This is a genomic window from Kitasatospora sp. NE20-6 (assembly GCF_045862635.1).
Genome location: NZ_BPRL01000011.1, coordinates 176,011 through 200,140, shown reverse-complemented (window position 1 = coordinate 200,140; position 24,130 = coordinate 176,011). Strand labels below are relative to the sequence as shown.

At 73.9% G+C, this 24,130-nt stretch carries 25 protein-coding genes, 1 tRNA gene and 1 pseudogene; 5 read left to right on the top strand and 22 right to left on the bottom strand.

Annotation, left to right across the window (positions count from 1 at the left end):
- Positions 1-200 precede the first annotated feature (200 nt).
- A pseudogene (locus tag SNE206_RS12890) lies at positions 201-867 on the top strand (tyrosine-type recombinase/integrase); the annotation flags it as partial.
- Between the two features lie 182 nt (positions 868-1,049).
- On the opposite strand, the gene SNE206_RS12885 reads toward SNE206_RS12890, so the two are convergent.
- Positions 1,050-1,130: transfer RNA gene (locus tag SNE206_RS12885), tRNA-Tyr, on the bottom strand.
- Between the two features lie 213 nt (positions 1,131-1,343).
- Between SNE206_RS12885 and SNE206_RS12880 the strand changes: the two genes are divergently transcribed.
- Positions 1,344-1,832 carry a YajQ family cyclic di-GMP-binding protein gene (locus tag SNE206_RS12880; protein WP_407913433.1) on the top strand — a complete coding sequence of 163 codons (489 nt, stop codon included), beginning with the start codon at positions 1,344-1,346 and terminating at the stop codon, positions 1,830-1,832.
- 75 nt (positions 1,833-1,907) lie between these two features.
- Here SNE206_RS12880 and SNE206_RS12875 read toward each other — a convergent pair whose 3' ends face one another.
- Both SNE206_RS12875 and SNE206_RS12870 read right to left on the bottom strand, forming a co-directional pair.
- Positions 1,908-2,372 carry a hypothetical protein gene (locus SNE206_RS12875; RefSeq protein WP_407913432.1) on the bottom strand — a complete coding sequence of 155 codons (465 nt, stop codon included), beginning with the start codon at positions 2,370-2,372 and terminating at the stop codon, positions 1,908-1,910.
- Between the two features lie 189 nt (positions 2,373-2,561).
- Positions 2,562-3,038 carry a hypothetical protein gene (locus SNE206_RS12870; RefSeq protein WP_407913431.1) on the bottom strand — a complete coding sequence of 159 codons (477 nt, stop codon included), beginning with the start codon at positions 3,036-3,038 and terminating at the stop codon, positions 2,562-2,564.
- Positions 3,039-3,115: 77 nt separating this feature from the next.
- On the opposite strand from SNE206_RS12870, the gene mug reads away from it, so the two are divergent.
- On the top strand, positions 3,116-3,688 hold the full coding sequence (mug, locus tag SNE206_RS12865) for a G/U mismatch-specific DNA glycosylase (RefSeq protein WP_407913430.1): 573 nt from the start codon (positions 3,116-3,118) through the stop codon (positions 3,686-3,688).
- An 8-nt stretch (positions 3,689-3,696) separates the two neighbouring features.
- On the opposite strand, the gene SNE206_RS12860 is transcribed toward mug, so the two are convergent.
- From SNE206_RS12860 to SNE206_RS12845, 4 genes are all read right to left on the bottom strand, one after another.
- Positions 3,697-4,245: a YbaK/EbsC family protein gene (locus SNE206_RS12860; RefSeq protein ID WP_407913429.1), complete on the bottom strand. Its 549-nt coding sequence runs from the start codon at positions 4,243-4,245 to the stop codon at positions 3,697-3,699.
- An 80-nt stretch (positions 4,246-4,325) separates the two neighbouring features.
- On the bottom strand, positions 4,326-4,601 hold the full coding sequence (locus SNE206_RS12855) for a hypothetical protein (RefSeq protein ID WP_407913428.1): 276 nt from the start codon (positions 4,599-4,601) through the stop codon (positions 4,326-4,328).
- Between the two features lie 117 nt (positions 4,602-4,718).
- Complete coding sequence (locus SNE206_RS12850; RefSeq protein ID WP_407913427.1) at positions 4,719-5,525, bottom strand: hypothetical protein; 807 nt, start codon at positions 5,523-5,525, stop codon at positions 4,719-4,721.
- Between the two features lie 312 nt (positions 5,526-5,837).
- The gene (locus tag SNE206_RS12845; protein WP_407913426.1) at positions 5,838-6,239 is read right to left on the bottom strand and encodes a YccF domain-containing protein; all 402 of its coding nucleotides are present in this window, start codon (positions 6,237-6,239) and stop codon (positions 5,838-5,840) included.
- A gap of 200 nt (positions 6,240-6,439) precedes the next feature.
- On the opposite strand from SNE206_RS12845, the gene SNE206_RS12840 reads away from it, so the two are divergent.
- The gene (locus SNE206_RS12840; RefSeq protein WP_407913457.1) at positions 6,440-6,880 is read left to right on the top strand and encodes a cation:proton antiporter regulatory subunit; all 441 of its coding nucleotides are present in this window, start codon (positions 6,440-6,442) and stop codon (positions 6,878-6,880) included.
- A 4-nt stretch (positions 6,881-6,884) separates the two neighbouring features.
- Positions 6,885-8,180, top strand: a complete 1,296-nt coding sequence (locus tag SNE206_RS12835) for a cation:proton antiporter (RefSeq protein ID WP_407913425.1) — start codon at positions 6,885-6,887, stop codon at positions 8,178-8,180.
- Positions 8,181-8,188: 8 nt separating this feature from the next.
- Here SNE206_RS12835 and SNE206_RS12830 read toward each other — a convergent pair whose 3' ends face one another.
- From SNE206_RS12830 to ndhC, 15 genes are all read right to left on the bottom strand, one after another.
- The gene (locus tag SNE206_RS12830) at positions 8,189-9,079 is read right to left on the bottom strand and encodes a hypothetical protein (RefSeq protein WP_407913424.1); all 891 of its coding nucleotides are present in this window, start codon (positions 9,077-9,079) and stop codon (positions 8,189-8,191) included.
- Between the two features lie 46 nt (positions 9,080-9,125).
- Positions 9,126-10,496: an RNA polymerase sigma factor gene (locus tag SNE206_RS12825; RefSeq protein ID WP_407913423.1), complete on the bottom strand. Its 1,371-nt coding sequence runs from the start codon at positions 10,494-10,496 to the stop codon at positions 9,126-9,128.
- Positions 10,497-10,614: 118 nt separating this feature from the next.
- Positions 10,615-11,043, bottom strand: coding sequence for a YciI family protein (locus SNE206_RS12820; RefSeq protein WP_407913422.1), 429 nt, complete (start codon positions 11,041-11,043; stop codon positions 10,615-10,617).
- A 160-nt stretch (positions 11,044-11,203) separates the two neighbouring features.
- Positions 11,204-12,922, bottom strand: coding sequence for a cytochrome c oxidase subunit I (gene ctaD / locus SNE206_RS12815; RefSeq protein WP_407913421.1), 1,719 nt, complete (start codon positions 12,920-12,922; stop codon positions 11,204-11,206).
- A 189-nt stretch (positions 12,923-13,111) separates the two neighbouring features.
- Positions 13,112-13,969, bottom strand: a complete 858-nt coding sequence (gene htpX, locus SNE206_RS12810; RefSeq protein WP_407913420.1) for a zinc metalloprotease HtpX — start codon at positions 13,967-13,969, stop codon at positions 13,112-13,114.
- Positions 13,970-14,093: 124 nt separating this feature from the next.
- Positions 14,094-15,638, bottom strand: coding sequence for an NADH-quinone oxidoreductase subunit N (locus SNE206_RS12805; protein ID WP_407913419.1), 1,545 nt, complete (start codon positions 15,636-15,638; stop codon positions 14,094-14,096).
- A 48-nt stretch (positions 15,639-15,686) separates the two neighbouring features.
- A complete protein-coding gene (locus SNE206_RS12800) occupies positions 15,687-17,240 on the bottom strand; it encodes a NuoM family protein (RefSeq protein ID WP_407913418.1) in 1,554 nt (517 codons plus the stop codon).
- Between the two features lie 91 nt (positions 17,241-17,331).
- Positions 17,332-19,347, bottom strand: a complete 2,016-nt coding sequence (locus SNE206_RS12795; protein WP_407913417.1) for an NADH-quinone oxidoreductase subunit L — start codon at positions 19,345-19,347, stop codon at positions 17,332-17,334.
- The gene (gene nuoK, locus SNE206_RS12790) at positions 19,344-19,721 is read right to left on the bottom strand and encodes an NADH-quinone oxidoreductase subunit NuoK (protein ID WP_407913416.1); all 378 of its coding nucleotides are present in this window, start codon (positions 19,719-19,721) and stop codon (positions 19,344-19,346) included. Before nuoK ends, SNE206_RS12795 begins: the two co-directional genes overlap by 4 nt.
- 5 nt (positions 19,722-19,726) lie before the next feature.
- Positions 19,727-20,392 (bottom strand): NADH-quinone oxidoreductase subunit J, encoded by a 666-nt coding sequence (locus SNE206_RS12785; RefSeq protein WP_407913415.1) that lies wholly within the window; start codon positions 20,390-20,392, stop codon positions 19,727-19,729.
- Positions 20,389-20,970 carry a NuoI/complex I 23 kDa subunit family protein gene (locus tag SNE206_RS12780; protein ID WP_407913414.1) on the bottom strand — a complete coding sequence of 194 codons (582 nt, stop codon included), beginning with the start codon at positions 20,968-20,970 and terminating at the stop codon, positions 20,389-20,391. The genes SNE206_RS12785 and SNE206_RS12780 overlap by 4 nt, the downstream gene beginning before the upstream one ends.
- Positions 20,970-21,923, bottom strand: coding sequence for an NADH-quinone oxidoreductase subunit NuoH (gene nuoH, locus SNE206_RS12775; protein WP_407913456.1), 954 nt, complete (start codon positions 21,921-21,923; stop codon positions 20,970-20,972). The genes SNE206_RS12780 and nuoH overlap by 1 nt, the downstream gene beginning before the upstream one ends.
- A gap of 2 nt (positions 21,924-21,925) precedes the next feature.
- The gene (locus tag SNE206_RS12770) at positions 21,926-23,014 is read right to left on the bottom strand and encodes an NADH-quinone oxidoreductase subunit C (RefSeq protein WP_407913413.1); all 1,089 of its coding nucleotides are present in this window, start codon (positions 23,012-23,014) and stop codon (positions 21,926-21,928) included.
- Positions 23,011-23,637 (bottom strand): NADH-quinone oxidoreductase subunit B, encoded by a 627-nt coding sequence (locus SNE206_RS12765; RefSeq protein WP_407913412.1) that lies wholly within the window; start codon positions 23,635-23,637, stop codon positions 23,011-23,013. Before SNE206_RS12765 ends, SNE206_RS12770 begins: the two co-directional genes overlap by 4 nt.
- Complete coding sequence (ndhC, locus tag SNE206_RS12760; protein ID WP_407913411.1) at positions 23,628-24,044, bottom strand: NADH-quinone oxidoreductase subunit A; 417 nt, start codon at positions 24,042-24,044, stop codon at positions 23,628-23,630. Before ndhC ends, SNE206_RS12765 begins: the two co-directional genes overlap by 10 nt.
- Positions 24,045-24,130: the final 86 nt, after the last annotated feature.

The window sequence follows — 24,130 nt, the reverse complement described above, 5'->3', positions numbered from 1 at the left end:
GCAACGAGCTGACGGCCGTCATGCGCCCTCACGGCAGGATCGCCAGTGTTCAGCGCGTCCCGCACCCGGATGGCGTACATATCGCCCATCCTCGCAACGGCCTCGTCGGCCGGGAGCCACTGCACGGCAGCGGGTTCGTCGGACACCCTCGGCGCACCGCCAACGGGGTGGCACCGGAAGACCAGGGCAACCACGCCGAGATCCACAACGCACTCGGCTTCGCCGTCGAGGCACGGAGACTGCCGCACAACCCACTGCACCAGGTGCAGTGGACCGCGCTGGCCGCGGCCGAGGCCGTTGACCCCGCCGTGGTGGCCAACCCTCGGCAGGTACGGAAGTTGCTCGAAGGCGTCCGGCAGCAGGGGGTCCGTGGGCAGCACTTGGAAGCGTTCTTCGGCTGTCTGTATCACGCCGGCATGCGCCCCGCCGAGGCCGTCTGGCTCCGCCGGGCAAACTGCCAGCTTCCGGCGACCGGTCAAGGACACCCGCCCGATCCCGATCCCACCGGCGCTGGTCGCCCTGCTCCGGGAGCACATCGCCGCCCACGGCGTCGCCCCCGACGGCCGACTGTTCCGCACCTCACGGGGCGGGCTCGTGCAGGAAAGCGGGTACGGCGTGGTCTGGAAGAGGGCCCGGGAGAGCGCCCTCACCCCGGAGCAGGCGGCGTCACCGCTTGCCAGTCGCCCGTACGACCTGCGGCACGCAGGTGTCTCGCTCTGGCTGAACTCCGGTGTGGACCCCGCCGAGTGTGCCCGTCGGGCGGGCCACAGCATCGCGGTCCTGCTCCGGGTCTACGCGAAGTGCCTCGACGGCGCGACCGAGGCCGCGAACAAGCGGATCGCCGAAGCCCTGCAAGGGTGGGAGTGAGGCGCGGCCCCGGCGGGACCGTCCCACGGATGTCCCACACGCGCTGGTCGGAGCCGGTACAGAGGTGAGACAAGGCGGGAAAATCCGCCCATAACGACCGCTCCGCCGATCCCGCTGGATTAACTTACACAGAGGGCCCCTGACCAGCGTTTCCGCTGGTCAGGGGCCCTCTGTTTATCCTGTGGCTGGTGCAGGGTTCGAACCTGCGTAGCTTGCGCGGCAGATTTACAGTCTGCTCCCTTTGGCCGCTCGGGCAACCAGCCAGGATTTCGTCGTCCGGGGCGCTGCCCTGTTCGACGCGGTAAACAATACCTGATGGAGGGGGGTGGTTCGCCACTCCGTCGGCAACGCGGCGATCACGGGGGTGAACCGGCAGGCGCGGGCAGGGCGGGGCGGTGCTGGATAGGCTGGGACGGCGCCCGTGCCGAGCGGCCGGGCGGTGACCGTCAAGCCAGCACCCAAGGAGACCAACACCCATGGCCGACTCCAGTTTCGACATCGTCTCGAAGGTCGAGTGGCAGGAGGTCGACAACGCGATCAACCAGACCTCTCGCGAGATCGCGACGCGCTTCGACTTCAAGAACGTCGGCGCCGAGATCAGCCGGTCGGGCACCACGATCGAGATGAAGGCCAACGGCGAGGAGCGGGTCAAGGCGATCCTGGACGTCCTGCAGAGCAAGTTCATCAAGCGCGGGCTCTCGCTGAAGGCACTCGACGCCAAGGACCCCCAGCTGTCGGGCAAGGAGTACAAGATCTTCGCGGACGTCAAGGAGGGCATCACCACCGAGGACGCCAAGAAGGTCGCGAAGATCATCCGCGACGAGGGCCCGAAGGGCGTCAAGGCGCAGGTCCAGGGCGACGAGCTGCGTGTCACGTCCAAGAGCCGTGACGACCTGCAGGCCGTGCAGGCCCTGCTCAAGGACAAGGACCTCGAATTCGCCCTGCAGTACGTGAACTACCGCTGATCTTCGCCGCCCCGCGGCAGGAGGCGGGCCCCCGGACCGTGCGCGGTCCGGGGGCCCGCCGTGTGTCCGCGAGGGTCAGGAGCCGTGCGTCCGCAGGCCGGGCAGCTGGACGGGGAGGCCGGCGAGGATCGCCTTCACGGCGGCGAGGAGTTCGTCGACCTTCTGCTGGAGGGCGGCCGTGTCGGGCGTGCCGGATCCCGGTGCGGCCAGGGCGAGGACGCCGCCGAGGAGGCCGAGCACCCCGTCGAGCGGGCCGAGGAGTGACGACGTGTCCGGCACCCCTGGCAGCGAAGGCACGCCCGGTAGCGAGGGCACGCCCGGCAGTGCCGGGGGCGAGGGCAGGGCGGGGAGGGCGGACGCGTCCGGGATGCCCGGTGCGGGGACGGGGAGCGGGGGCACGTCGGCGGCCGCGGGGCGGCGGTAGGAGACGGCGAGCACGGCGTCGGGGTCGACCGCCGACGCGGGGGCGGCGGACATGAGCGTGACTGCGGTGATGGCGCCTGCTGCAGTCATCGCGGCGGCCGTCCAGGTGGTGCGCATGGTGAAACGGTTCCTCTCAACGGGCTTTAGGGCGTATCGCCTGAATGCCACGTTGGGACACCCGGACGGGCCCGGCCACCGGTCGTACGCCGAACGGTGCCGACCCCCGCCACTCCGGGCCGACGCGCCGTCAGCCGACGCCGCGTCCGCTGACGCTCCGACGGCCGAAGGCATGGGCCGGTCGGGGGTTCACTGCGGGAGCCAGTCCGCCGAACGGTGCAGGCGGTCGAGCCCGACCGCGGCGAACTCGTCGGTCCCGTCCTCGCCGGGCGTCGCCCCGAGCCGGCGCAGCGCCTGGGAGATGGCTCCTCCCTCGGGCGGCCGCGGGTCGCCCTCGCCGGTCCGCAGCGGGCCGAGCGCGATCCGGCCGTGCACCCAGACCGCGGCCTGCTGCACCTCGCCGCCGCCCTGCAGCTCCGCCTCGACGTAGGCGATCGGTCCGGCCTGCGACCACGCCTCCAGGCGGCGGGCGAACCCGGCCGGGAAGCGGGTGAAGCCGGGCTGGTCGCGCCCCTCCGGGTTGCTCAGCACCGCATGGAGCCGGTCCGTCATCGGGATCAGCGCCAGTCCCTGCGCCAGCCGGGCGACCCGGGCGACCGGGACCTCGGCCGCCACGACGTCGAGGAGTTCGGCGGTCGAGAGCAGAGCGTTGAGTTCGTATGACATTCCGTCATTTTGCGCCGGTGATCGCCGTCGGGTCAGCCGAATATTCGAACTGACTATCCAAAGAGGAGACTGGGGGCATGACGACTCCGCACCGGCCGACGGCCGACGAGATGGCGGCCGCGCACGGCACGACGATCCCCGACGTCGCGGGGCCGGGGCTCCGGGTGCTGTTCTGCGGGATCAACCCGGGCCTGTGGTCGGGGGCCACGGGGTGGCACTTCGCACGGCCGGGGAACCGCTTCTGGCCCGCCCTGCACCGCTCGGGCTTCACCCCGCGGCAGCTCCACCCCTCCGAGCAGGGCGAACTGGCCGCGTACGGGCTCGGCATCACCAACGTCGTGGCCCGCGCCACCGCGCGGGCGGACGAACTGACCGCCGACGAGTACCGGGAGGGCGGTGCGGCGCTGACCGAGCGGGTCACCCGCCTGCGGCCGCAGGCGCTCGCGGTGCTGGGCATCGGCGCGTACCGCGCCGCGTTCGGGCGCCCCCGGGCACAGGTCGGCCCGCAGGACGCGACGATCGGGGACACCGCGGTCTGGGTGCTGCCGAACCCCAGCGGACTCAACGCGCACTACTCGCTCGACGCCATCGCCGCCGAGTTCCGCCGCCTCCGCAGCACGGTGGAGGCGGCGGCCGCGACCGGGGGCTGAGGCTCCGCTCAGCCGCCCGCCACCGGGGCAGGCTCGCCACCGGTCAGGCGCAGCAGGTCGTCGTACGTCACGGGAAAGACCGTGTGCGGGTGCCCGGCGGCGGCCCACAGCCCGGGGTGGGCGGCGAGGGCGGTGTCCACCACCGTGCGCAGCGGGGCGGGGTGTCCGACGGGCGCGACCCCGCCGATCGCCTGCCCGGTGTGGTCCCGCACCTGCTGTGCGGAGGCGCGGGTGATCGGGCCGGTGCCGAGCCGCGCGGCCAGGAAGGCGGTGTCGACCCGGTGGGCGCCGCTGGTCAGGACGAGCAGCGGTGCACCGTCGCACACGAAGACCAGGCTGTTGGCGATCGCGCCGACCGCGCAGCCGAGCGCGGCGGCGGCCTCCGCGGCGGTCCGGGCGGAGTCGGGCAGCACCCTGATCCGGCCCGGCACACCCGCGGCGGCGAGCGCCTCGGCGACCGTGCGGCTGCGCTCGGGCAGGTCCGCGGGCAGGTCCGCGGGTGCGGGTGCGGTGCCGGACAGGGCGGCGGGCGGGGCGGCGGGCGGGGTGGCGTTCATCGGGCTCCTCGCGGCGGGGCGCGGCCGGTCCGGCCGGAACCGTCAGCCTGCCCGCGGCGCGCGCGGTCTGTCCACCGGATTCACCCGGGCCCGGGCGGCTCAGCGGGCCCCTTCGCGCGTACGGCACCGTGGTTGGGCAGGAGCTGGAGTTCGCCGGAGTCCGGCCGGTTCCGGTTGGACGCGATGCCGGGGAGGCGGTGGCTGCCGGTGGCCGCCGCGCGCACCCGCTCCTCGTACAGCTCCTGGAGGGTCCGTCCGGTGGCGCGGCGGACCTCCTCGCCGGTCAACGCGCCGATGACCAGGACGTGGTGGCCGAACGCGGCGCCCGGCCGCCGGTCGTCCCCGGTCCGGTCCACGGGTCGACGACCGCCCGCCGTCCACCTGCACCGCCGACCGGGCCACGTGGTCGGGCTCTTCGCCCGTGATCACGGCAGCGAACTGCTCCCGCACGGCCGCGTACCCGTCGGCGCCGGTCAGGGCGCGGGGAACGTGTCGGCCGGGACGTTCGTGGTGCTGGCGTTGCCGCCGACGACGGGGCGCAGGCTGAGCTTCCAGGTGGAGTAGGTGCGGCTGGTCGTCGCGAAGTCCAGCCCGTCGTCGAACTTGGTGAAGCTGCAGTCCCGGGTGAACCGTTTGGTTCCCGCGTCCCAGTCGGAGCCGCCGGTGAAGTAGACGTCGTAGGCGCCGTCGCGGATCCCGGTGACCTTGGCCGTCCGGCCCTTGACGACGTAGAAGGAGTACGCGGTGTCGGAGCCGCGGACGAGGGTCAGCACGGCGTCGCCGCCTCCGCCGTTGTCCACCGTGAGCTCGCCGTGGCCGTCCGCGCGGCCCTTGCGGACGAAGGCGCCGTTCTCCAGCGCGCGGTTCTGGACGGGTCCGGCCTGCGGCACCGTCAGGGTGGCCGGGTAGCCGGCCGAGGCGAGGGCGGACAGTGCCGCGGCGGTGTCCTTCAGCCCCTGGGCCGCCGCCGTCTCGGCGAGCGCCGAGGAGGGCGCGCACAGCCGGTGGGCGTCGAGGCCGCTGCGGACCGCGCCCAGATCGACCGCGAGCCGCTCCAGGGCGGTGCGGAGCTGCCGGTGGGTGTCGGCGACGGCGTCCGGCGCGACGGCGAGCCGCAGCCCGGCGGCGGCGTCGGCCGCGGCGTCCTCGGCCTGCGCTAGGTCGCCGTCGATCGCGTCCGGGGTGCTCCCGGCGGACAGCCGGCCGAGGGCGGTGTTCAGCGGGCCGATGCCGTCCGCCAGCGCGGTCCCGTACGGCGGGGCCGTCGGGGTGGGTGACACGGACGTGGCCGCCGTCGCCGTCCCGGCGGGCGGGGGCGGGCCACCCGTGGCCGAGGTGCATCCGGCGAGCAGCAGTGCGGCGGCGACCGGGACCGCCGCCGCGCGCCGGACCGTCGTGCGTGCCGTGCGTGCCGCGCGTGTCGTACGTGCCGTGCGTGCGGATTCGGACAAGTCGAGCCCCCCATGCCTGGCTTGTGCGTGCCACCAGCGTGGCGCCGCCCCGGCGGACCGTCAACGCGGCGCACGGAGCACCGCCCCGGCGCGGGAGGAGCGGCCGGGGCGGGGACAGCGGTGCCAGGGGGCGGGACGGGGTCAGCGCCCGCCGAACGCCTCGTCCGTCTGCACCACCTCGCGGCCCAGCGGCATCAGCGAGATCGGGATCATCTTGAGGTTCGCCCAGCCGAACGGGATGCCGATGATCGACAGGAAGAGCGGGATGCTCGTCGCGATGTGCGCGAGCGCCAGCCACCAGCCCGCGAAGACCAGCCAGATGACGTTCCCGACGCAGGACGGCGCACCCGCGTCGTCCTTCTCGACCGTCGTGCGCCCGAAGGGCCACAGGACGTAGCCGGCGATCCGGAACGCGGCGATGCCGAAGGGGATGGTGATGATCAGGACGAAGCAGACGATCCCCGCGATCGCGTAGCCGATGGCCATCCAGATCCCGCAGAAGATCAGCCAGAGGACGTTGAGGACGAAACCGAGCACCTTCATACCGTCCACCCTCGCACGGGGCCGCCCCGGCAGCCATCGATACCGGCCGACGACCGTCTTTACCATTCCATTACCATGGGACGGCCGTCCTCCGGTCCGGTCCGCACCAGTCGGCGCGGCCGCACCGGGGATCCGCTGACGAGAGGACAGATGACGTGCCCATCCCGCGTGTCCGGACGACGAGCCTGCCCGGTGTGGGCATGCAGTACGACCTGACGACCCGAGAACAGCGCCACCTGTCGGTGATCGCCCACCGCGACGGCTCACGGAGCCTCAACGTCTACCGCGCCGACGACCCGGACGCCTGCGCGCACTCCGTGCACCTCACCGCGGACGAGTCGACCGCCCTCGTGGACGCCCTGATGCCGGCCCACCACAGCCCCGGCCTGCTGCACACCACCGACCTGGGCCTGATAGCGGAACGCATCCCGCTGAGCGGCTCCTCCCACTGGAACGGGCGGGTGCTCGGCGACACCCGGATGCGGACCGCCACCGGCGCCTCGATCGTCGCGGTGATGCGCCGCACCGGCGCGGTGCCCTCGCCCGGCCCCGACTTCCGGCTGGCCGGCGGGGACACCCTGATCGTCATCGGCACCCGCGAGGGCGTCGACGCGGCCGCCGCGATCCTGGGAAGGGAGTGATCGGATGCACACCGCGACCGTGTTCACCGAGCTCGGGGCGATCATCCTCGTCCTGGGCCTGCTCGGCCGGATAGCGAGCCGCTACGGCTTCTCGCCGATCCCCCTCTACCTCCTCGGCGGCCTCGCCTTCGGTCACGGCGGGCTGCTGCCGCTCAGCTCCAGCGAGGAGTTCGTGGCGACCGGCGCCGAGATCGGCGTCGTCCTGCTGCTCCTGATGCTGGGCCTGGAGTACACCGCCGCCGACCTGGTGACCAACCTGAAGCAGCAGTACCCCGCCGGCGCCGTCGACTTCGCGTTCAACGCGCTGCCGGGTGCGGCGATGGGCCTGCTGCTCGGCTGGGGGCCGGTCGCGGCCGTGGTGCTGGCCGGGGTCACCTGGATCTCCTCCTCGGGCGTGATCGCCAAGGTGCTGGGCGACCTCGGGCGGCTCGGCAACCGGGAGACGCCGGTGATCCTCAGCATCCTGGTGCTGGAGGACCTCTCGATGGCCCTCTACCTGCCGATCCTCACCGCACTGCTCGCCGGGGCCGGCCTGCTGGCGGGCAGCATCACGCTCGCCATCGCGCTGGCCACCGCGGGCGCCGTGCTGTTCGTGGCGCTGCGCTACGGGCGTCTGATCTCGAAGTTCGTCTCGCACGACGACCCGGAGAAGCTGCTGCTGGTGGTGCTCGGCCTGACGCTGCTGGTCGCCGGGGTGGCGCAGCAGTTGCAGGTCTCCGCCGCGGTCGGGGCGTTCCTGGTCGGCATCGCGCTCTCCGGGGAGGCCGCCGAGGGTGCCCACGTGCTCCTCAGCCCGCTCCGCGACCTCTTCGCCGCGGTGTTCTTCGTCTTCTTCGGCCTGAGCACCAACCCGGCGTCCATCCCGCCGGTGCTGCTGCCCGCGCTGGCCCTCGCCGTCGTCACCGCCCTGACGAAGATCGCCACCGGGTACTGGGCCGCCCGGCGGGCCGGCATCGCCGTCCGCGGCCGGTGGCGGGCCGGCGGGGCGCTGGTCGCCCGTGGCGAGTTCTCGATCGTCATCGCGGGGCTGGCGGTCACCGCGGGCATCGAGCCCGACCTCGGACCGCTCGCCACCGCGTACGTACTGATCCTGGTCGTCGTCGGACCACTCGCCGCGCGGTACACCGAACCCGCCGCGGGCCGGATCGGTGCGCTGGTACGGAAGCGGTGGGCACCGGCCGAGCAGCGCACCCCCGCCGCACCCGCACCCGCACCCGTAGCCGCAGCGTCCGGGACGGCCGGAGCCGCCGAATCGGCCGAGGCGGCCGAGGACGGCACGGCGGCGGCAGCACCGTCCTGACGCCCGTCTCAGCCGCACCCGCCGCTCTCCTGAGGCTCCACCTCCGCCCCCACCTCCGCCCCCGTGCCCGGCGCGGGCGCGGGGAGCGGTGACTTCTCCGGGGACGGCGGTGCGGACGGCCCGGGCAGCACGGGGGCCTCCTCCGCGGAGGAGGCCCGCAGGGCGCCGAGGCGGTCGCGCAGCGCCGCCGAGGTGGACCGCAGCCGCTGGGCGCGGTCGGCACGGACACCGTCCGGGTCGACCGCGACCACCGGGATGCCGCGGGCCTTCGCGGTGGCGATCAGGCTCTCCGAGGCCGCCGGGAGCAGCGCGAGCACGGCGGCGGCGAACAGGCCGCCGTTCAGCTGCTTCGTCCGGCCCAGCAGACCGCGGTGGACGATCTCGCACGGCAGCAGCAGGTCCTCGCGCTCGGCCGCCTCGACGGCCGCCAGCACCAGGGTGACCAGCCCCTCGGCGGCCCGTGTGACGACCCATCGGCGGCCCGGCACGGGTGGCAGGAACTCCCTGATCCGGTCGACCTCCTTGCCGACGACCACGTCGGGCAGCAGGTCGAGGGTGGAGTGCAGCCTGAGCTCCTGCACCTTCTCCCAGGCGACGTCGTCCCCGTCGAAGCCGACGCGTTCGGGGCCTACGGAGACCTGTCCGAAGCCGTCCAGCAGGTGCAGCAGCCGTACGGCCGGGCCCGGCACCCGGGGGTGGCGGCCGATCAGCGCGGCGATCGACACCTCCCACTCCTCCGCGGCGGGCGCCTCGGGCGGGGGCAGGGAGGCGAGGGCGCGGCGCACCCAGTCGCCCTCGCCGACCACGTTGCGGGCCTTCCCCCGGCCGGTGTGCGCGGCGGCGCCGATCGCGGCGCCCGCCCTGCGGCCGATGTCCTGCGCGGTGTCGCGTACCCCCATGGCCCTGCTCCCCCTCCACCCGGTCGCACCAGTCTGCCGGGCCGGGTCACCGTACGGGGCCGGGCTCGCCGCTCTCCCCGCGCCGCGTGCCACCGTCCCGCCCGCCGCCGGCCGCGGGGTCCGCGACGCGGGCAGTGTCGGCGGCGCGGGTGCTGTCGGCGGCGCGGGCGAGCAGGACGCCGCGTTCGCGGGAGTTGCGGGTCAGGCCGGCCGCCCGGGCGAACTCGGCGGCGGCCTCCTCGTGCCGGCCGAGCCGGGCGAGCAGGTCGCCGCGGACACCGGGCAGCAGGTGGTAGGAGCGGAGGGCCGGTTCGGCGGCGATCCGGTCGACCAGGTCGAGGCCGGTGGCCGGTCCGAAAGCCATGCCGAGGGCCACGGCCCGGTTGAGCTCGACGACCGGCGAGGGGTGGCGTTCGGCGAGCGCGGCGTAGAGGGCGGCGATCCGGATCCAGTCGGTGTCGCCGGCGGTCGCCGCCCGCGCGTGGCAGGCGGCGATGGCGGCCTGCAGCACGTACGGGCCCGGCGGTGTGCCGAGCCGGTCGTCGAGGGCCTCGGCGCGGGCGAGTGCGGCGAGGCCGCGGTGCACGAGCAGGCGGTCCCAGCGGGTGCGGTCCTGGTCGAGCAGCAGCACGGGCGCGCCGCCGGGGCCGGTGCGGGCGGCGGTACGGGAGGCCTGGATCTCCAGGAGTGCGACGAGGCCGTGCACCTCGGGTTCGCCCGGCATGAGGCCGGCGAGCACCCGGCCGAGGCGCATCGCCTCCTCGCAGAGCGCCGGCCGCATCCAGTCGTCCCCGGCGGTGGCGGCGTAGCCCTCGTTGAAGACCAGGTAGACGACTTCGAGGACGGAGGCGAGGCGGGGGGCGAGCTCGTCGCCCTGCGGCACCTCGAACGGCACGTCGGCCCGGGCGAGGGTGCGTTTGGCGCGGACGATGCGCTGGGCAACCGTGGCCTCGGAGGTGAGGAAGGCGCGGGCGATCTCGTCGGTGGAGAGGCCGCCGAGCAGCCGCAGGGTGAGGGCGGCCCGGGCCTCGGTGGAGAGCACGGGGTGGCAGGCGGTGAAGACCAGCCGGAGCAGGTCGTCCTCGACGGCGTCGGCGAGGGCGGCCTGCTCCGGCCGGGGCTGCTGCGGGGGGCCGGTCTCCAGCTCGTGGCCGAGCAGGCGGAGCTTGGCGGCGAGCCGCTCCTCGCGGCGGATGCGGTCGACGGCCCGCCGCCGGGCGGTGACGGTGAGCCAGGCCCCGGGGTTGTCGGGGACTCCGGACCCGGGCCACTGTTCGAGGGCGGCGACCAGGGCGTCCTGGGCGAGTTCCTCGGCGAGGCCGATGTCGCGGACGAGCCTGGCGAGTCCCGCGATGATCCGGGCGGACTCGATCCGCCAGACCGCCTCGATGGCACGGTGGGTGTCGGTGGCCGTCACAGCTCCCCATCAGAGCAGTTGGGGAAGGGGACCGGCCACCCGGCACACCGCACAGCCCGCGCCGCCCAAGCCGCCCATGACCAACAGCGACCGGCGGCAGTCGGCGTGCGGCCCGGGGTCAGCCGGTGATCGGCTTCTGGTGCTCGTCGCGCCAGGCCTGCTCCTGGGCGGCGACCTCCGGGGAGACGGTCTCGGGCGGGAAGTCGGAGGCCTCGAAGACCTTGCGGAGCTCCAGCACCGCGCCGTCCTGGAACGGCGCCCGGCCCGCCCACTGCAGGGCCTCCTCGCGGGAGCTGACGTCGATCACCCAGTATCCGGCGATGAGTTCCTTGCTCTCGGCGAAGGGGCCGTCGGTGACGGTGGCCTTCCCGCCGTGGAAGGTCAGCCGGGCGCCGGCGGAGCTGGGGTGCAGGCCGTCGGCGGCGAGCAGCACGCCGGCCTTGATGAGTTCCTCGTTGTAGCGGCCCATGGCGTCGATGTCGTCCTTGCTCGGCATGACGCCGGCCTCGGAGTCGTCGTCGGCCTTCACGATCAGCATGAATCGCATGGTGGTGTCTCCTGGTCCGGGGCCCGGGGTGCGGGCCGTGTGCGCCGGCCGTTCCGGCGTTCCGTCTGTGCGTCGATCGGGCGGGGCGGGATTCGACACGTGCGCGGAGATTTCTTCCGGGGTTCCCGGAGGGCGGGCAGGCGGGCGGACGGGCGGGCCGTCAGCTGCGGGGCCTGCCGGGTTCGACGGCGTTCTGCAGCCGGTCGAACTCCGCGATGTCGGGGTGGTGGAGGTCGAACGCCGGGCTCTCGGAGCGGATGCGCGGCAGGGTGGCGAAGTTGTGCCGGGGCGGCGGGCAGGAGGTGGCCCACTCCAGCGAGCGGCCGTAGCCCCACGGGTCGTCGGCCTCGACCTTCTCGCCGTACCTGGCCGTCTTCCACACGTTGTACAGGAACGGCAGCACGGAGAGCCCGAGGAGGAACGAGCCGATGGTGGAGACGGTGTTCAGGGTGGTGAAACCGTCCGAGGCCAGGTAGTCGGCGTAGCGGCGGGGCATGCCCTCCGCGCCGAGCCAGTGCTGCACGAGGAAGGTCAGGTGGAAGCCGATGAACAGCGTCCAGAAGGTGACCTTGCCGAGGCGTTCGTCGAGGATCCTGCCGGTCATCTTCGGCCACCAGAAGTGGAAGCCGGCGAACATCGCGAAGACCACGGTGCCGAAGACGACGTAGTGGAAGTGGGCGACGACGAAGTACGAGTCGGAGACCTGGAAGTCCACGGGCGGGCTGGCGAGCAGGACGCCGGTGAGGCCGCCGAAGAGGAAGGTGACGAGGAAGCCGATGCTCCAGAGCATGGGGGTCTCGAAGCTGAGGGAGCCCTGCCACATGGTGCCGATCCAGTTGAAGAACTTCACGCCGGTGGGCACCGCGATGAGGAGCGTCATGAAGGAGAAGAACGGCAGCAGCACCTGGCCGGTGACGAACATGTGGTGGGCCCAGACGGTGACCGAGAGGCCGGTGATCGCGATGGTGGCGCCGATGAGGCCGGCGTAGCCGAAGATCGGCTTGCGGCTGAAGACCGGGATGATCTCGGTGACGATGCCGAAGAACGGCAGGGCGATGATGTAGACCTCGGGGTGGCCGAAGAACCAGAAGAGGTGCTGCCACAGCAGGGCGCCGCCGTTGGCGGGGTCGAAGACGTGGGCGCCGAACTTCCGGTCGGCCTCCAGGCAGAGCAGGGCGGCGGCGAGCACGGGGAACGCGAACAGCACGAGGATGCTGGTGAAGAGGATGTTCCAGACGAAGATCGGCATGCGGAAGACCGTCATGCCGGGGGCGCGCAGGCAGACGATCGTGGTGATGAAGTTGACCGAGCCGAGGATCGTGCCGAAGCCGGAGAACGCCAGGCCCATGATCCACATGTCGCCGCCGATGCCGGGTGAGCGGATCGCCCCGGAGAGCGGCGTGTAGGCGAACCAGCCGAAGTCCGCGGCGCCGTCGGGGGTCAGGAACCCGGCGACGGCGATGAGCGAGCCGAAGAGGTAGAGCCAGTAGGCGAGGGCGTTCAGCCGGGGGAAGGCGACGTCGGGGGTGCCGATCTGCAGCGGCATGATCCAGTTCGCGAAGCCGGCGAAGAGCGGGGTGGCGAACATCAGCAGCATGATCGTGCCGTGCATCGTGAACAGCTGGTTGAACTGCGCGTTCGAGACGATCTGGGTGCCGGGCCGGGCCAGTTCGGCCCGCATCACCAGGGCCATCACACCGCCGACGAGGAAGAAGGCGAAGGCGGTGGTCATGTAGAGGGTGCCGATCCGCTTGTGATCGGTGGTGGTCAGCCAGCCCACCAGGGCGCGCCCGCGGTGGGGCCGGCGGGCCTCGTCGAAGCGCCGCCGCCGGGGGCGTGGGCGGGGTCTGTGATCGGTGTCGGTCGGCAGAATCGTCACTGCGCCCACTCCTCCGCGCCTGGCCGGCCGGCCGGCCGACGGGTCACCGGCCCATCAGTACCAGCCGGGGCGGGCGGCGGCCGGAGGCTCGCCGCGGAGGAGGGCCCGGGTCACCCGGGCTGCCGCACCGGGCCACGGGCAGGGGCGGGGCCGCCTCAGCGGCCGGCCTCGGGCAGGGGCGGAGCGACCTCAGCGGCCGGCCATGTGCTCCAGCCGGGCGATCCGCTCCTGCATCGGCGGGTGGGTGGAGAAGAGCCTGGCGCCGCGCTCACCGGGCCGGAACGGGCTGGCGATCATCATGTGGCTGGCGGTCTGGATCTGCGGCTCGGGCGGCAGCGGCAGCCGCTGCGTGCCCGCCTCCAGCTTGCGCAGCGCGCTCGCCAGGGCGAGCGGGTCGCCGGTGATCAGGGCTCCGTCGGCGTCCGCCTGGTACTCGCGGGAGCGGCTGACGGCCAGCTGGACGAGCGAGGCGGCGAGCGGGCCGAGGATCATGATCAGCAGCAGGCCGACCAGCCCCGGACCGTCGTCGTCGTCGCTGCGGCCGACCGGGATCAGCCAGGCGAAGTTCACCAGGAACATCACCACCGAGGCCAGGGCCCCCGCCACGGACGAGATGAGGATGTCCCGGTTGTACACGTGGCTGAGCTCGTGCCCGAGCACGCCGCGCAGCTCGCGCTCGTCGAGGATCTGCAGGATGCCGTCGGTGCAGCAGACGGCGGCGTTGCGCGGGTTGCGGCCGGTGGCGAAGGCGTTCGGCGCGGGCGTCGGCGAGATGTACAGCCGGGGCATCGGCTGCCGGGCGGAGGTGGAGAGCTCGCGGACGATCCGGTACAGCTGCGGCGCCTCGATCTCGCTGACCGGGCGGGCCCGCATGGCGCGCAGCGCGAGCCTGTCGCTGTTCCAGTAGGCGTACGCGTTGGTCACCACCGCGACCACCAGGCCGATGATCAGCCCGGCGCGGCCGAACAGGCTGCCGATGCCCAGGATCAGCGCCGACAGGGCGCCCAAGAGTACGGCCGTCCTCAAGCCGTTGTGCTGGCGGTGCACGGCTGACCCTCCGTGGTGGTGCGGCGGGGAGCCCGGTGGCGGCACCCTCGTCGGAATCAACGGAAGGATGCCGCTCGTTCGTTCCCCGCCGCATCCCGGGCGGGCCGCCCGGGTGGTCCCGCGGTCAGAACAGGGTGCCGTCCACGACCTGCAGCACGAGCTGCGGGACCACCGACAGCACGACCGCGCCGCACGCCGTGAGCGCCAGCGCGGCGGCCAGCGGTGCGGGGGTCCGGAGCGTCCCGGCCGCGGCCGCCCGGGCGGTCTCCGGCGCGGTCTCCGGGGCGGGCGCGAAGAGCTTCGCCGTCCACTGCAGGTAGTAGAAGAGCGCGATCACCACGTTGACCGCCATCACCACGGCCAGCCAGCCCAGCCCGGCGTCGACGGCGGCGCGGAAGACCACGACCTTGCCGAAGAGGCCGATCACGCCCGGCGGCAGGCCCGCCAGGCACAGCAGGAAGAAGGCCATCGCCAGCGCGCTCCAGCGGTTGCGGGCGAAGAGCCCGCGGTGGTCGTCCAGGCGGGTGCCGGACGTCCGGGCGACGACCGCGACGACGCCGAACGCGCCGAGGTTCACCACGCCGTAGATCAGCGCGTACGCGACGGTCGCGCCCAGCGGACGCGGCGAGCCCTCGTAGCCGGCCGCGGCCAGCGGCACGATCAGGTAGCCGGCCTGGCCGACCGACGACCAGGCGAGCAGCCGCACCGCGCTGTACGGGGTGCCGGGCCGCTGGCGGAGCGCCGCGACGTTGCCGCCGGTCATGGTGAGCGCGGCCAGCACCGCCAGCACCAGGCCCCAGGTGTGCGCGTACGGGTGGAAGGCGATGGTGGTGACCAGGGCGAGCCCGGCCAGGCCGGCCGCCTTGCCGACCACCGAGAGGTAGCCGGCCACCGGCAGCGGCGCACTCGTGTACGTGTCGGGCAGCCAGAAGTGGAACGGCACGACGGCGACCTTGAAGGCGAAGCCGACGAGGGTGAGCACCGCACCGGCCTCGGCGAGCGGCTTCAGCTGCCCCGGGGTCGTCGCCAGCCCGTCCGCGATCGCGGCCAGGTGGATCGAGCCGCTCGCCGCGTACACGAAGCCGACGCCGAGCAGCATGACCGCGGTGGCGGTCACCGAGGAGAGGAAGAACTTCAGGGCGCCCTCGGCGCCGCGGCCGTCCCGGCGCAGCGCCACCAGGGCGAAGGCGGGCAGCGAGGCCACCTCCAGCGCGATGATCAGCGTGGCGAGGTCACGGGAGGCGGGCAGCAGGGCGGCACCGGCGGCGCTGCTCAGCAGCAGGAACCAGTACTCGCCGCCGGGCAGCCGCTCCTCGTCGACGGTGTGCAGCGACAGCAGCACCGCGATCAGGGCGCCGCCGAGCGCGAGCAGCTGGAAGGCCAGCGCGAAGTGGTCGGCGGTGTAGCTGCAGGCGCCGGTGCCCGCCGCGGTGCGCAGGCAGAAGGTCGAGCGGGCGTCCCCGCGCACCAGCGGCAGCATCGACGCCAGGGCACCGACGAGGCCGGCGGCGGAGATCCAGCCGAGGGCCTTCTTCCGGGCGCCGGGCAGGAAGAGGTCCGCGACCAGCACCAGGAGCGCGGCCAGCGCCGCGATGAGCGGCGGCGCGACGGCCACCCAGTCGACGGACTGGATGAGACCGCCCGGGTCGGCGACGGCGAGACGGTTCATGGCGGGCTGCCCCAGGAGAGGAGATCCGAGCGGGGTGCTGATCACGGCTCAGCCACCCCCGAGCAGGTGCTTGACGGCCGGGTCGGAGAGGCTGAGCAGCAGCGCCGGCCACACGCCCGCGGCGAGGGTGAGCGCGGCGAGCGGCGTCCAGCTGACCGCCTCGTACGGCTTGAGGTCGGGCACGTCGGCGACGGCCGCGGGCTGCTTCGGGTCGCCCATGCAGACGCGGCGGACGACGACGAGCAGGTAGCCGGCGGTCAGCAGGGTGCCGAGGCCGGCGAGCACCATGTACGTCACGAACGCGGGCCGGGAGAGCCCCGCGGCCGGGTCGAAGGCCCCGAACATCGCGAGCAGCTCGCCCCAGAAGCCCGCCAGGCCGGGCAGGCCCAGGCTGGCCACGGCGGCGAAGGCCAGCAGGCCGCCGATGCGCGGCGCCCGGCCGTACAGCGCCGCTCCGGTGGCCCCGGCGAGCGTGTCGAGGTCGGCGGTGCCGTAGCGGTCCTTGACCGCGCCGACGAGGAAGAACAGCAGGCCGGTGATCAGGCCGTGCGCGATGTTGGCGAACAGGGCGCCGTTGACGCCGGTCTGCGTCAGCGAGGCGATGCCCAGCAGCACGAAGCCCATGTGGCCGACGGACGAGTAGGCGACGAGGCGCTTGAGGTCGCCCTTCGCGCCGGGCCTGGCCAGCGCGAGGCAGGCCAGCGAGCCGTAGACGATGCCGACCGCGGCGAGCGCGCCCAGGTAGGGGGCGAAGGTGGCCGTGCCCTCCGGCACGATCGGCAGCAGCACCCGGACGAGGCCGTACGTGCCCATCTTGAGCAGCACGCCGGCGAGCAGCACCGAGCCGACCGTGGGCGCCGCGGTGTGCGCGTCGGGCAGCCAGCTGTGCAGCGGCCACGCGGGCGCCTTCACCGCCAGGCCCGCGAGGATCGCGAGCGCGGCGACCACCTGGGTGGTGTGGCTCAGGCCGCTGCCGTGGGCGGCGGCCAGCTCCGTCATGTCGAAGGTGCCGGCGTCGGTGCCGATCAGCAGGAAGCCCAGCAGCATGACCGCGGAGCCGAGCAGGGTGTAGAGGATGAAGCGGTTGGCGGACGGCACCTTCGCACCGCTGCCCCAGCGGGCGATCAGGAAGTACATCGGGATCAGCACGACCTCGAAGGCCACGAAGAACAGCACCAGGTCGAGCACCGCGAAGGTGGCGAGCATGCCGACCTCCAGCAGGAGCAGCAGGCCGGTGAACGCCTGTGCGGTCGGCACGCCCTCGCCGGAGGGCAGCCGCCGGGTCGAGTAGACCGCGCAGAGGAAGGTGAGCAGCGAGGTCAGCACGAGGAGCGGCAGCGAGATGCCGTCGACGCCGAGGTGCAGGCGGACGTCGAGCGCGGGGATCCAGGCGGTGTCGGTGACCGCCTGCATGCGGGCCGGCTCGTCGTGGTCGAAGCCGGCCGCGAGGGCGATCGTCAGCACGAGCACCGCGCCGGTCACGGCGGTGCCGAGGCGCAGGGCGCGCCGGTCGGCGGTCGCCCGGTCGGGGCCGAGGGGGACGAGCGTCACGGCGGCGCCGGCGAGCGGCAGCAGCAGGAGGGCGATGAGGACTGCGTTCATCGGGGGCTCCAGGGTCGGGCTGCGGCCGGCTCGGCGGTACGGACGGTGCGGGTGCTGCGGGCGGTGCGCGGGTGGCGGGGCGTCGGCAGGGTCATGTGCCGACCGCCACGAGGACGGCGAGCACGACGGCCCCGGCCAGGAGGGCGCTCAGGTACGCCTGGGCGTTGCCGTTCTGGGCGCGCCGCACGAGCCACCCGAGGGCGTTCGCGCCGGTGCCGGTGCCGCGGACGTACGTCTCGACGACCTCGCGGTCGAGGAAGCGCACCAGCCGGGCGGCGGCCGCGGTCGGGCGGACGAACACGGCGCTGTAGAGCCGGTCGACGCCGAAACCGTGCTGCGCGGAGCGGTGCAGCGGGCCGAGGAGCAGCCGTCCGGGGTCGGCGGGCAGCCGCTCGGCCGGGGGCGGCCCGGCCTGCTCGGGCACGCGCCCGGCCGCGGCCGGGCGGGCGGCCTGCCGGGCGGTGGCGGTGCGCCACGCCGCGTACGCGACGAGGATGCCGACCACGGCCAGGCCGGTGCCGAAGACCGAGGTGGTGAGGGAGGGGCGCAGCGAGCCGCCGTCGAGGAGGGCGGGCAGCCAGCCGCTGCGCAGGCTGGTCACGCCGAAGGCCATGGTCGGCACGGCGAGCACCCACAGCGGCCAGCGCATCGCCGACGGCTCGGCGGTGGCCGGGTCGGCCTCGTCGATCTCCGGGGAGTACGGGGCGCCGTCGGCGGCCGGGGCGGCGGCGGGTGCCCCGGCGCGGCCGTGGAAGGCGACCAGCCACAGCCGGGTGGCGTAGGCCGCGGTGAGCAGCGCGGTGAGGGCGGCGGAGACCAGGACGATCCAGCCGGCCGCCTCGGGGACGGCCGCGGCCGGGCCGACGCCGTTGGTCAGCGCCTCGCCGTGCGCGGCGTGCTCGGCCGCCGTGAGCACGGACTCCTTGGTGAAGAAGCCGCTGAACGGCGGCAGGCCGACGAGGGCGACGAGGCCGATGCCCATCGTCCAGTAGGCGTCCGGCACCCGTCGGCGCAGGTCGCGCATGCCGGACATCGCGCTGAGGGAGTTGGTGTGCGCGGCGTGGATGACGACGCCCGCGGTGAGGAAGAGCAGGGCCTTGAAGGCGCCGTGGCCGACCAGGTGGAAGACGGCGGCCTCGCGGTCGCCGGAGGCCAGCGCGCCGGCCATGTAGCCGAGCTGGCCGACGGTCGAGTAGGCGAGCACCCGCTTGAGGTCGTCCTGGGCGAGGGCGCAGAGCGCCGAGCCGACCATGGTGACGGCGGCCATCACGGCCAGCACCACCAGCGCGGCGCCGGAGAGCAGGAAGACCGGCAGCAGCCGGGCCACGAGGTAGATGCCCGCGGCGACCATGGTGGCGGCGTGGATGAGGGCGGAGACCGGTGTGGGGCCCGCCATCGCGTCGGGGAGCCAGGTGTGCAGCGGGAACTGCGCGCTCTTGCCGGCCACGCCGGCGAGCAGCAGCAGGGCGATCAGCGTGGGGTGGCCGAGCCTGCCGTCGGTGGCGGCGGTCAGCACGTCGGTGATGCCGAAGCTGCCCGCGTCGGCGCCGAGCAGGAAGATGCCGAAGAGGAACGGCACGTCGCCGAGCTTGGTGACGAGGAACGCCTTCAGCGAGGCGGAGCGGGCGTCCTCGGTCTCCCAGTGGTGGCCGATCAGGAAGTACGAGCAGATGCCCATGATCTCCCAGCCGACCAGCAGGATGATGAGGTCGCCGGAGTAGACGACCAGGAACATCGCCGCGGTGAAGAGGGAGACCAGCGCCGCGTACGAGGGGTAGCGGGGGTCGTCCTTGAGGTAGGCCGTCGAGTAGACCTGCACGCAGGTGGCGACGAGGCCGACGAGCACCGAGATCAGCGAGCTGTAGCCGTCGAGGTGGACGGAGAGCGCGATGCCGGGGCCGCCGGTCGGGGCGAGCCGGGTCGAGGCGTCGAGGGTGTGGCCGGTGCCGAGCTGCAGGGCGACGACGAGGGCGAGCACCGCCGACACGGCGACCGGGAGGACCGCCAGCGGACGGGCGAGGCCGGGGTGCCGTCGGCCGGTGGCGAGGGTGGCGGCCGCGCCCAGGGCGGGCAGCGCGGGGACGAGGACGGGCAGGGCGAGGTTCATGCGGCCTGGCCCTCCGGCTGGGTCGACGGGGCGGCGCCGGCCCCGGGCTCGGGCGCGGCGGCCTCGGCCGGGTCGCCGAGCGCGGTCAGCCGGTCGACGTCCGCGGTGCCGCGGGTGCGGAAGACCAGCAGCACGATCGCGAGACCGAGCCCGATCTCGGCGGCGGCGACGGTGATGGTGAAGAGGGTGAGGGCCTGTCCGGCGTGCACCGCGTCGCGCAGCCAGGCGTCGAAGGCGACGAGGTTGAGGTTGACGGCGTTGAGCATCAGCTCGACGGACATCAGCACGAGCACGGTGTTGCGCCGGGCGAGCACGCCGTAGACGCCGACGCAGAACAGCAGCGCGGCGAGGACGGCGGGGTAGACGAGGTGCATCGGCGTCAGCGCTCCTGCGCGGGGGCGGTCGGGGCGGTGGACGGCGCCGGTGCGGCGGGGCGGCCGACCGGTTTGCCGGCCCGCAGCTTCCCGGCGCGCGGCCGGGGCAGCCGGGCGGAGTTGTTCCGGGACAGCACGACGGCGCCGACGAGGGCGGCGAGCAGGAGCACGGACAGTGCCTCGAAGGGCAGCACCCAGTGCCGGAAGAGGTACTCGCCGGTGGCGCGGGTGGAGCCGCCGCCCCCGCCGAGGTCGATCCAGCTGGTGCGGAACGCGTCCGTGACCAGGGTCACCAGGGTGCCGGCGGCCGCGAGGGCGACGCCGAGCGCCACCCAGCGGTTGCCGGAGTCGGCGTCGGGGGAGCGGCCGATCGGGGCCCGGGTCAGCATCAGCCCGAACAGCACGAGCACGACCACCGAGCCGAGGTAGATCAGCACCTGCGCCCAGGCGATGAACTCCGCCGTGAGCAGGAGGAACTCCACGGCCAGACCGCCGAGCGCGACGACCAGCCACAGGGCGGCGTGCACCAGCTGCTTCGTCGTCACCGACACCACCGCGGCGCCGAGCACCACCAGGCCGACCAGCAGGAAGACGACCTCGGCCCCGGTCGGGGAGAGGAAGGAGCGTGCGGCGGGCTCCAGCGGGCCTGCCGCGGCGAGCAGGGCGGTCATGCGTCCTCACCGGCCTCGGCGGCCGCGGCGGCCGCAGCGGCGGCGGCGGCAGCGAGCTTCTCGGCCGCCTTGCGGGCGGTGGCGATCTCCTTGGGCTCCTCGGCGGCCGGGTCGAGCGCGGGGGGCGCGGGCACCGTCCACATCCACTCCCGCAGCCGGTCCCGCTCGTGGGTGAGGTCGAGGATGTCGGTCTCCGCGTACTCGAACTCGGGCGACCAGAAGAGCGCGTCGAAGGGGCAGACCTCGATGCAGATGCCGCAGTACATGCAGAGCGAGAAGTCGATCGCGAAGCGGTCGAGCACGTTGCGGGTGCGGGCGCGGGCGTTCGGGTCGGCGGCGGGCAGCGTCTCCTTGTGGGAGTCGATGTAGATGCACCAGTCCGGGCACTCGCGGGCGCAGAGCATGCAGACCGTGCAGTTCTCCTCCAGCAGCGCGATGACGCCGCGGGAGCGCGGCGGCAGCACGGGCTGCACGTCGGGGTACTGCGCGGTGACGGTCCTGCGCATCATGGTGCGGAGGGTCACGGCGAGGCCCTTGGCCAGGCCGCTGCCGGGGACGCGGTCGATGTGGGGAGCCATCAGGAGATCGCCACCTTGACGATGCCGGTGAGGGCGAGCTGGACGAGCGCGAGGGGGATCAGCACCGTCCACGCGAATCGCATCAGCTGGTCCTCGCGCAGACGGGGATAGGTGACCCGCAGCCAGATCACCACGAAGGCCAGCGCGAAGGTCTTGAGGAGCGTCCACAGCCAGCCGAGCGAGTCCGCGAGCGGTCCGTGCCAGCCGCCGAGGAACAGCACCGTGGTCAGCCCGGAGACGACCAGGATGCCCGCGTACTCGGAGAGCAGGAACAGCGCGAACCGCAGGCCGGTGTACTCGGTGTACGCGCCGAAGATGATCTCCGAGTCGGCGATCGGCATGTCGAACGGCGGCCGCTGCAGCTCGGCCAGCCCGGCCGTGAAGAAGACGAACGCGCCGATCGCCTGCCACGGGATCCACCACCAGTGGAAGGCGTCCACGATCTCCGGCAGCGCCACCGTGCCCGCCGCCATCGCCACCGAGGCGGCGGCCAGCAGCATCGGCAGCTCGTACGACATCAGCTGGGCCGCCGTGCGCAGGCCGCCCAGCAGGGAGAACTTGTTGGCCGAGGCCCAGCCCGCCATCAGGGAGCCGAGCACGCCGATGCCCATCACCGCGAGCACGAAGAAGATGCCGGCGTCGACCGTCTGCCCGACGAAGCCGTCCGGGCCGACCGGGATCGCCAGCAGCACCACCAGGTACGGCAGCAGGGCCACCGCCGGGGCGATCCGGAAGACCTTGCGGTCCGCGCCCGCCGGGACGATGTCCTCCTTCTGCACGAACTTCACGCCGTCGGCGACGAGCTGCGCCCAGCCGTGGAAGCCGCCCGCGTACATCGGGCCGAGCCGGCCCTGCATGTGCGCCATCACCTTGTGCTCGGTCTGGCCGATCACCAGCGGCAGCACCAGGAAGACGATCAGGGTGGCGACGCAGCGCAGCAGCGTGTCGATCAGGGTCACGCGCCGTCTCCGTCCTGGGTGGGGGCCTCGGGGGTGTCCGGGGCTTCGGGGGTGTCCGGTACGTCGGGTGCCGCGGGTGCCGCGGGTGCGTCGGGTGCCGCCGGTGCCGGGGCGCCCTCGGCGGGCTCCGGCGCCTCGTGCGCCGGGACGGGCGCGTGCCAGGGGGCGTCCGCGGACTGCGTGCGGGCCGGTCGGCGCGGGCGCTCACCGGCCGGCGCGGCCGGGGTCTGCCCGGCGTCCTCCGCGGCCTGGCTCACCGAACCGTCGCTGATCGAGCGCGTGCGCCGCGGCCGGTCGGCCCGGACGGGCGCGCCCTCGGCCCCGGGCGCCGCAGCGGCGGCACCGGCTGCCGCGCCGGCCGCGGCCCGGGGGCCTGCGCCGGCCGCCCGCGGGGTGCGGGCCGCACCGCGGGCGGGACGCTCCGCGATCGGCGGCAGGGTGCCCTTGAGCGGGCCCCACTCGTTGGGGTCGGGCACGCCGGGTGGCTGCATCTTGCGCCGGGCCGGGCCGTCGCCCTCCGACTCGCCCGGCTCCTTGGCGCCGGGCCAGGCCTTGGCGACGCGGGCGGCGAGCACGAAGTCCTTGCGCAGCGGGTGGCCCTCGAAGCCGTCCGGCAGCAGCAGGGTCACCAGGTGCGGGTGGCCGGGGAACTCGATGCCGAACATCTCGTGCGTCTCCCGCTCGTGCCAGCCGGCACCGGCGTAGACGCCGACGGCGGTCGGCAGTGCGGCCTTCTCGCGCGCCACCCGGGTGCGCAGCAGCAGGTGGCGCACGGTGCCGGGGGATCCGACCTCGGCGAGGTGCGCGGCGACGGAGAAGCCCTCGGCGAGCTCGTCGACGGCGCTCAGCCAGTCGAAGTAGGTGAGGCCGAGGGTGTCGCGGGCGGTGGTGAGCGCCTCGGTCCAGTGCTCGGCGGGCACGTCGACGGTCAGCAGGCCGTAGGCCTCGGAGGCGGTGGCCCAGGGGCCGACCGCCGCCGCGGTGCGCTCGGCCGGCGTCGGCCCGGCCGGCGGCTCCACGGGGGCCGCGGCCTCGGGCGGGCCCTCGGGAGCGGCTCCGGCCGGGGTGGGCTCGGGGGTGGTCACTGCGCGCCCTCCGGTCCGGCGACCAGCCCGCGGCGGAGCGCGGAGGCCGGCGCGGCGTAGCGCTGCGGCAGCGACTCGGCGGCGATCTTCTCCTGGAGCTTGAGGATGCCCTGGAGCAGGGCCTCGGGCCGCGGCGGGCAGCCGGGCACGTAGACGTCGACGGGGATGATCTGGTCGACGCCCTTGGTGACGGAGTACGAGTCCCAGTAGGGACCGCCCGAGTTGGAGCAGGCGCCGAAGGAGATGACGTACTTCGGCTCGGGCATCTGCTCGTAGAGGCGCTTCACGGCCGGCGCCATCTTGTCCGTGACGGTGCCGGAGACGATCATCAGGTCGGCCTGGCGGGGGCCCGGCGCGAACGGGATGACGCCCATCCGGATGAAGTCGTGCTTGGCCATCGACGCGGCGATGAACTCGATCGCGCAGCAGGCGAGGCCGAAGTTGAAGCACCAGAGGCTGTAGCGGCGGCCCCAGTTGAGCACGACCTTGACCGGGTCCGGCGCGAGCCGGGCGAGCGGGCCGAGGCGGCGCGTCCCGACGGCGCCGGGGGTGGCCGGGTCGGGGATGCCGAGCGGCACGGGGCCGCCGGAGCCGCCGTGCGCGTGGCCGTGGGTCACGTCCATTCCAGAACGCCCTTCTTCCAGGCGTAGAGCAGTCCGACCGCGAGGAAGCCGATGAAGACGAACATCTCCACCAGCGTCGCCGCCCCGTACCCGGCGGCGGCGAAGACCGTCGCCCAGGGGAAGAGGTAGATCGCGTCGACCGCGAAGATCACGTACAGGAAGGCGTAGACGTAGTACCGGACGTGGGTGTGGGCCCACCCCTCGCCGACCGGGTCGACCCCGCACTCGTACGCCAGCAGCTTCTCCGGCGAGTGGACCACCGGACGCAGCAGGCGGTTGGCGGTGAACGAGACCGCGACGAACAGCACGCCGACGAGGGCGATCAGGCCCACCGCCGCGTACGCGTCGAAGTAGCCGTCGCCCGCGGCCGCACCGGCACTGCCGGCGGCAGCCAGCTGCCCCTCCATGCGTTCGCCTCCACCTCGGCCGGGCCGCCGTGTGACCGGCGGGATCCGAACTCTTTGCACACCCATAACCAACGCTAAGGCGTGAG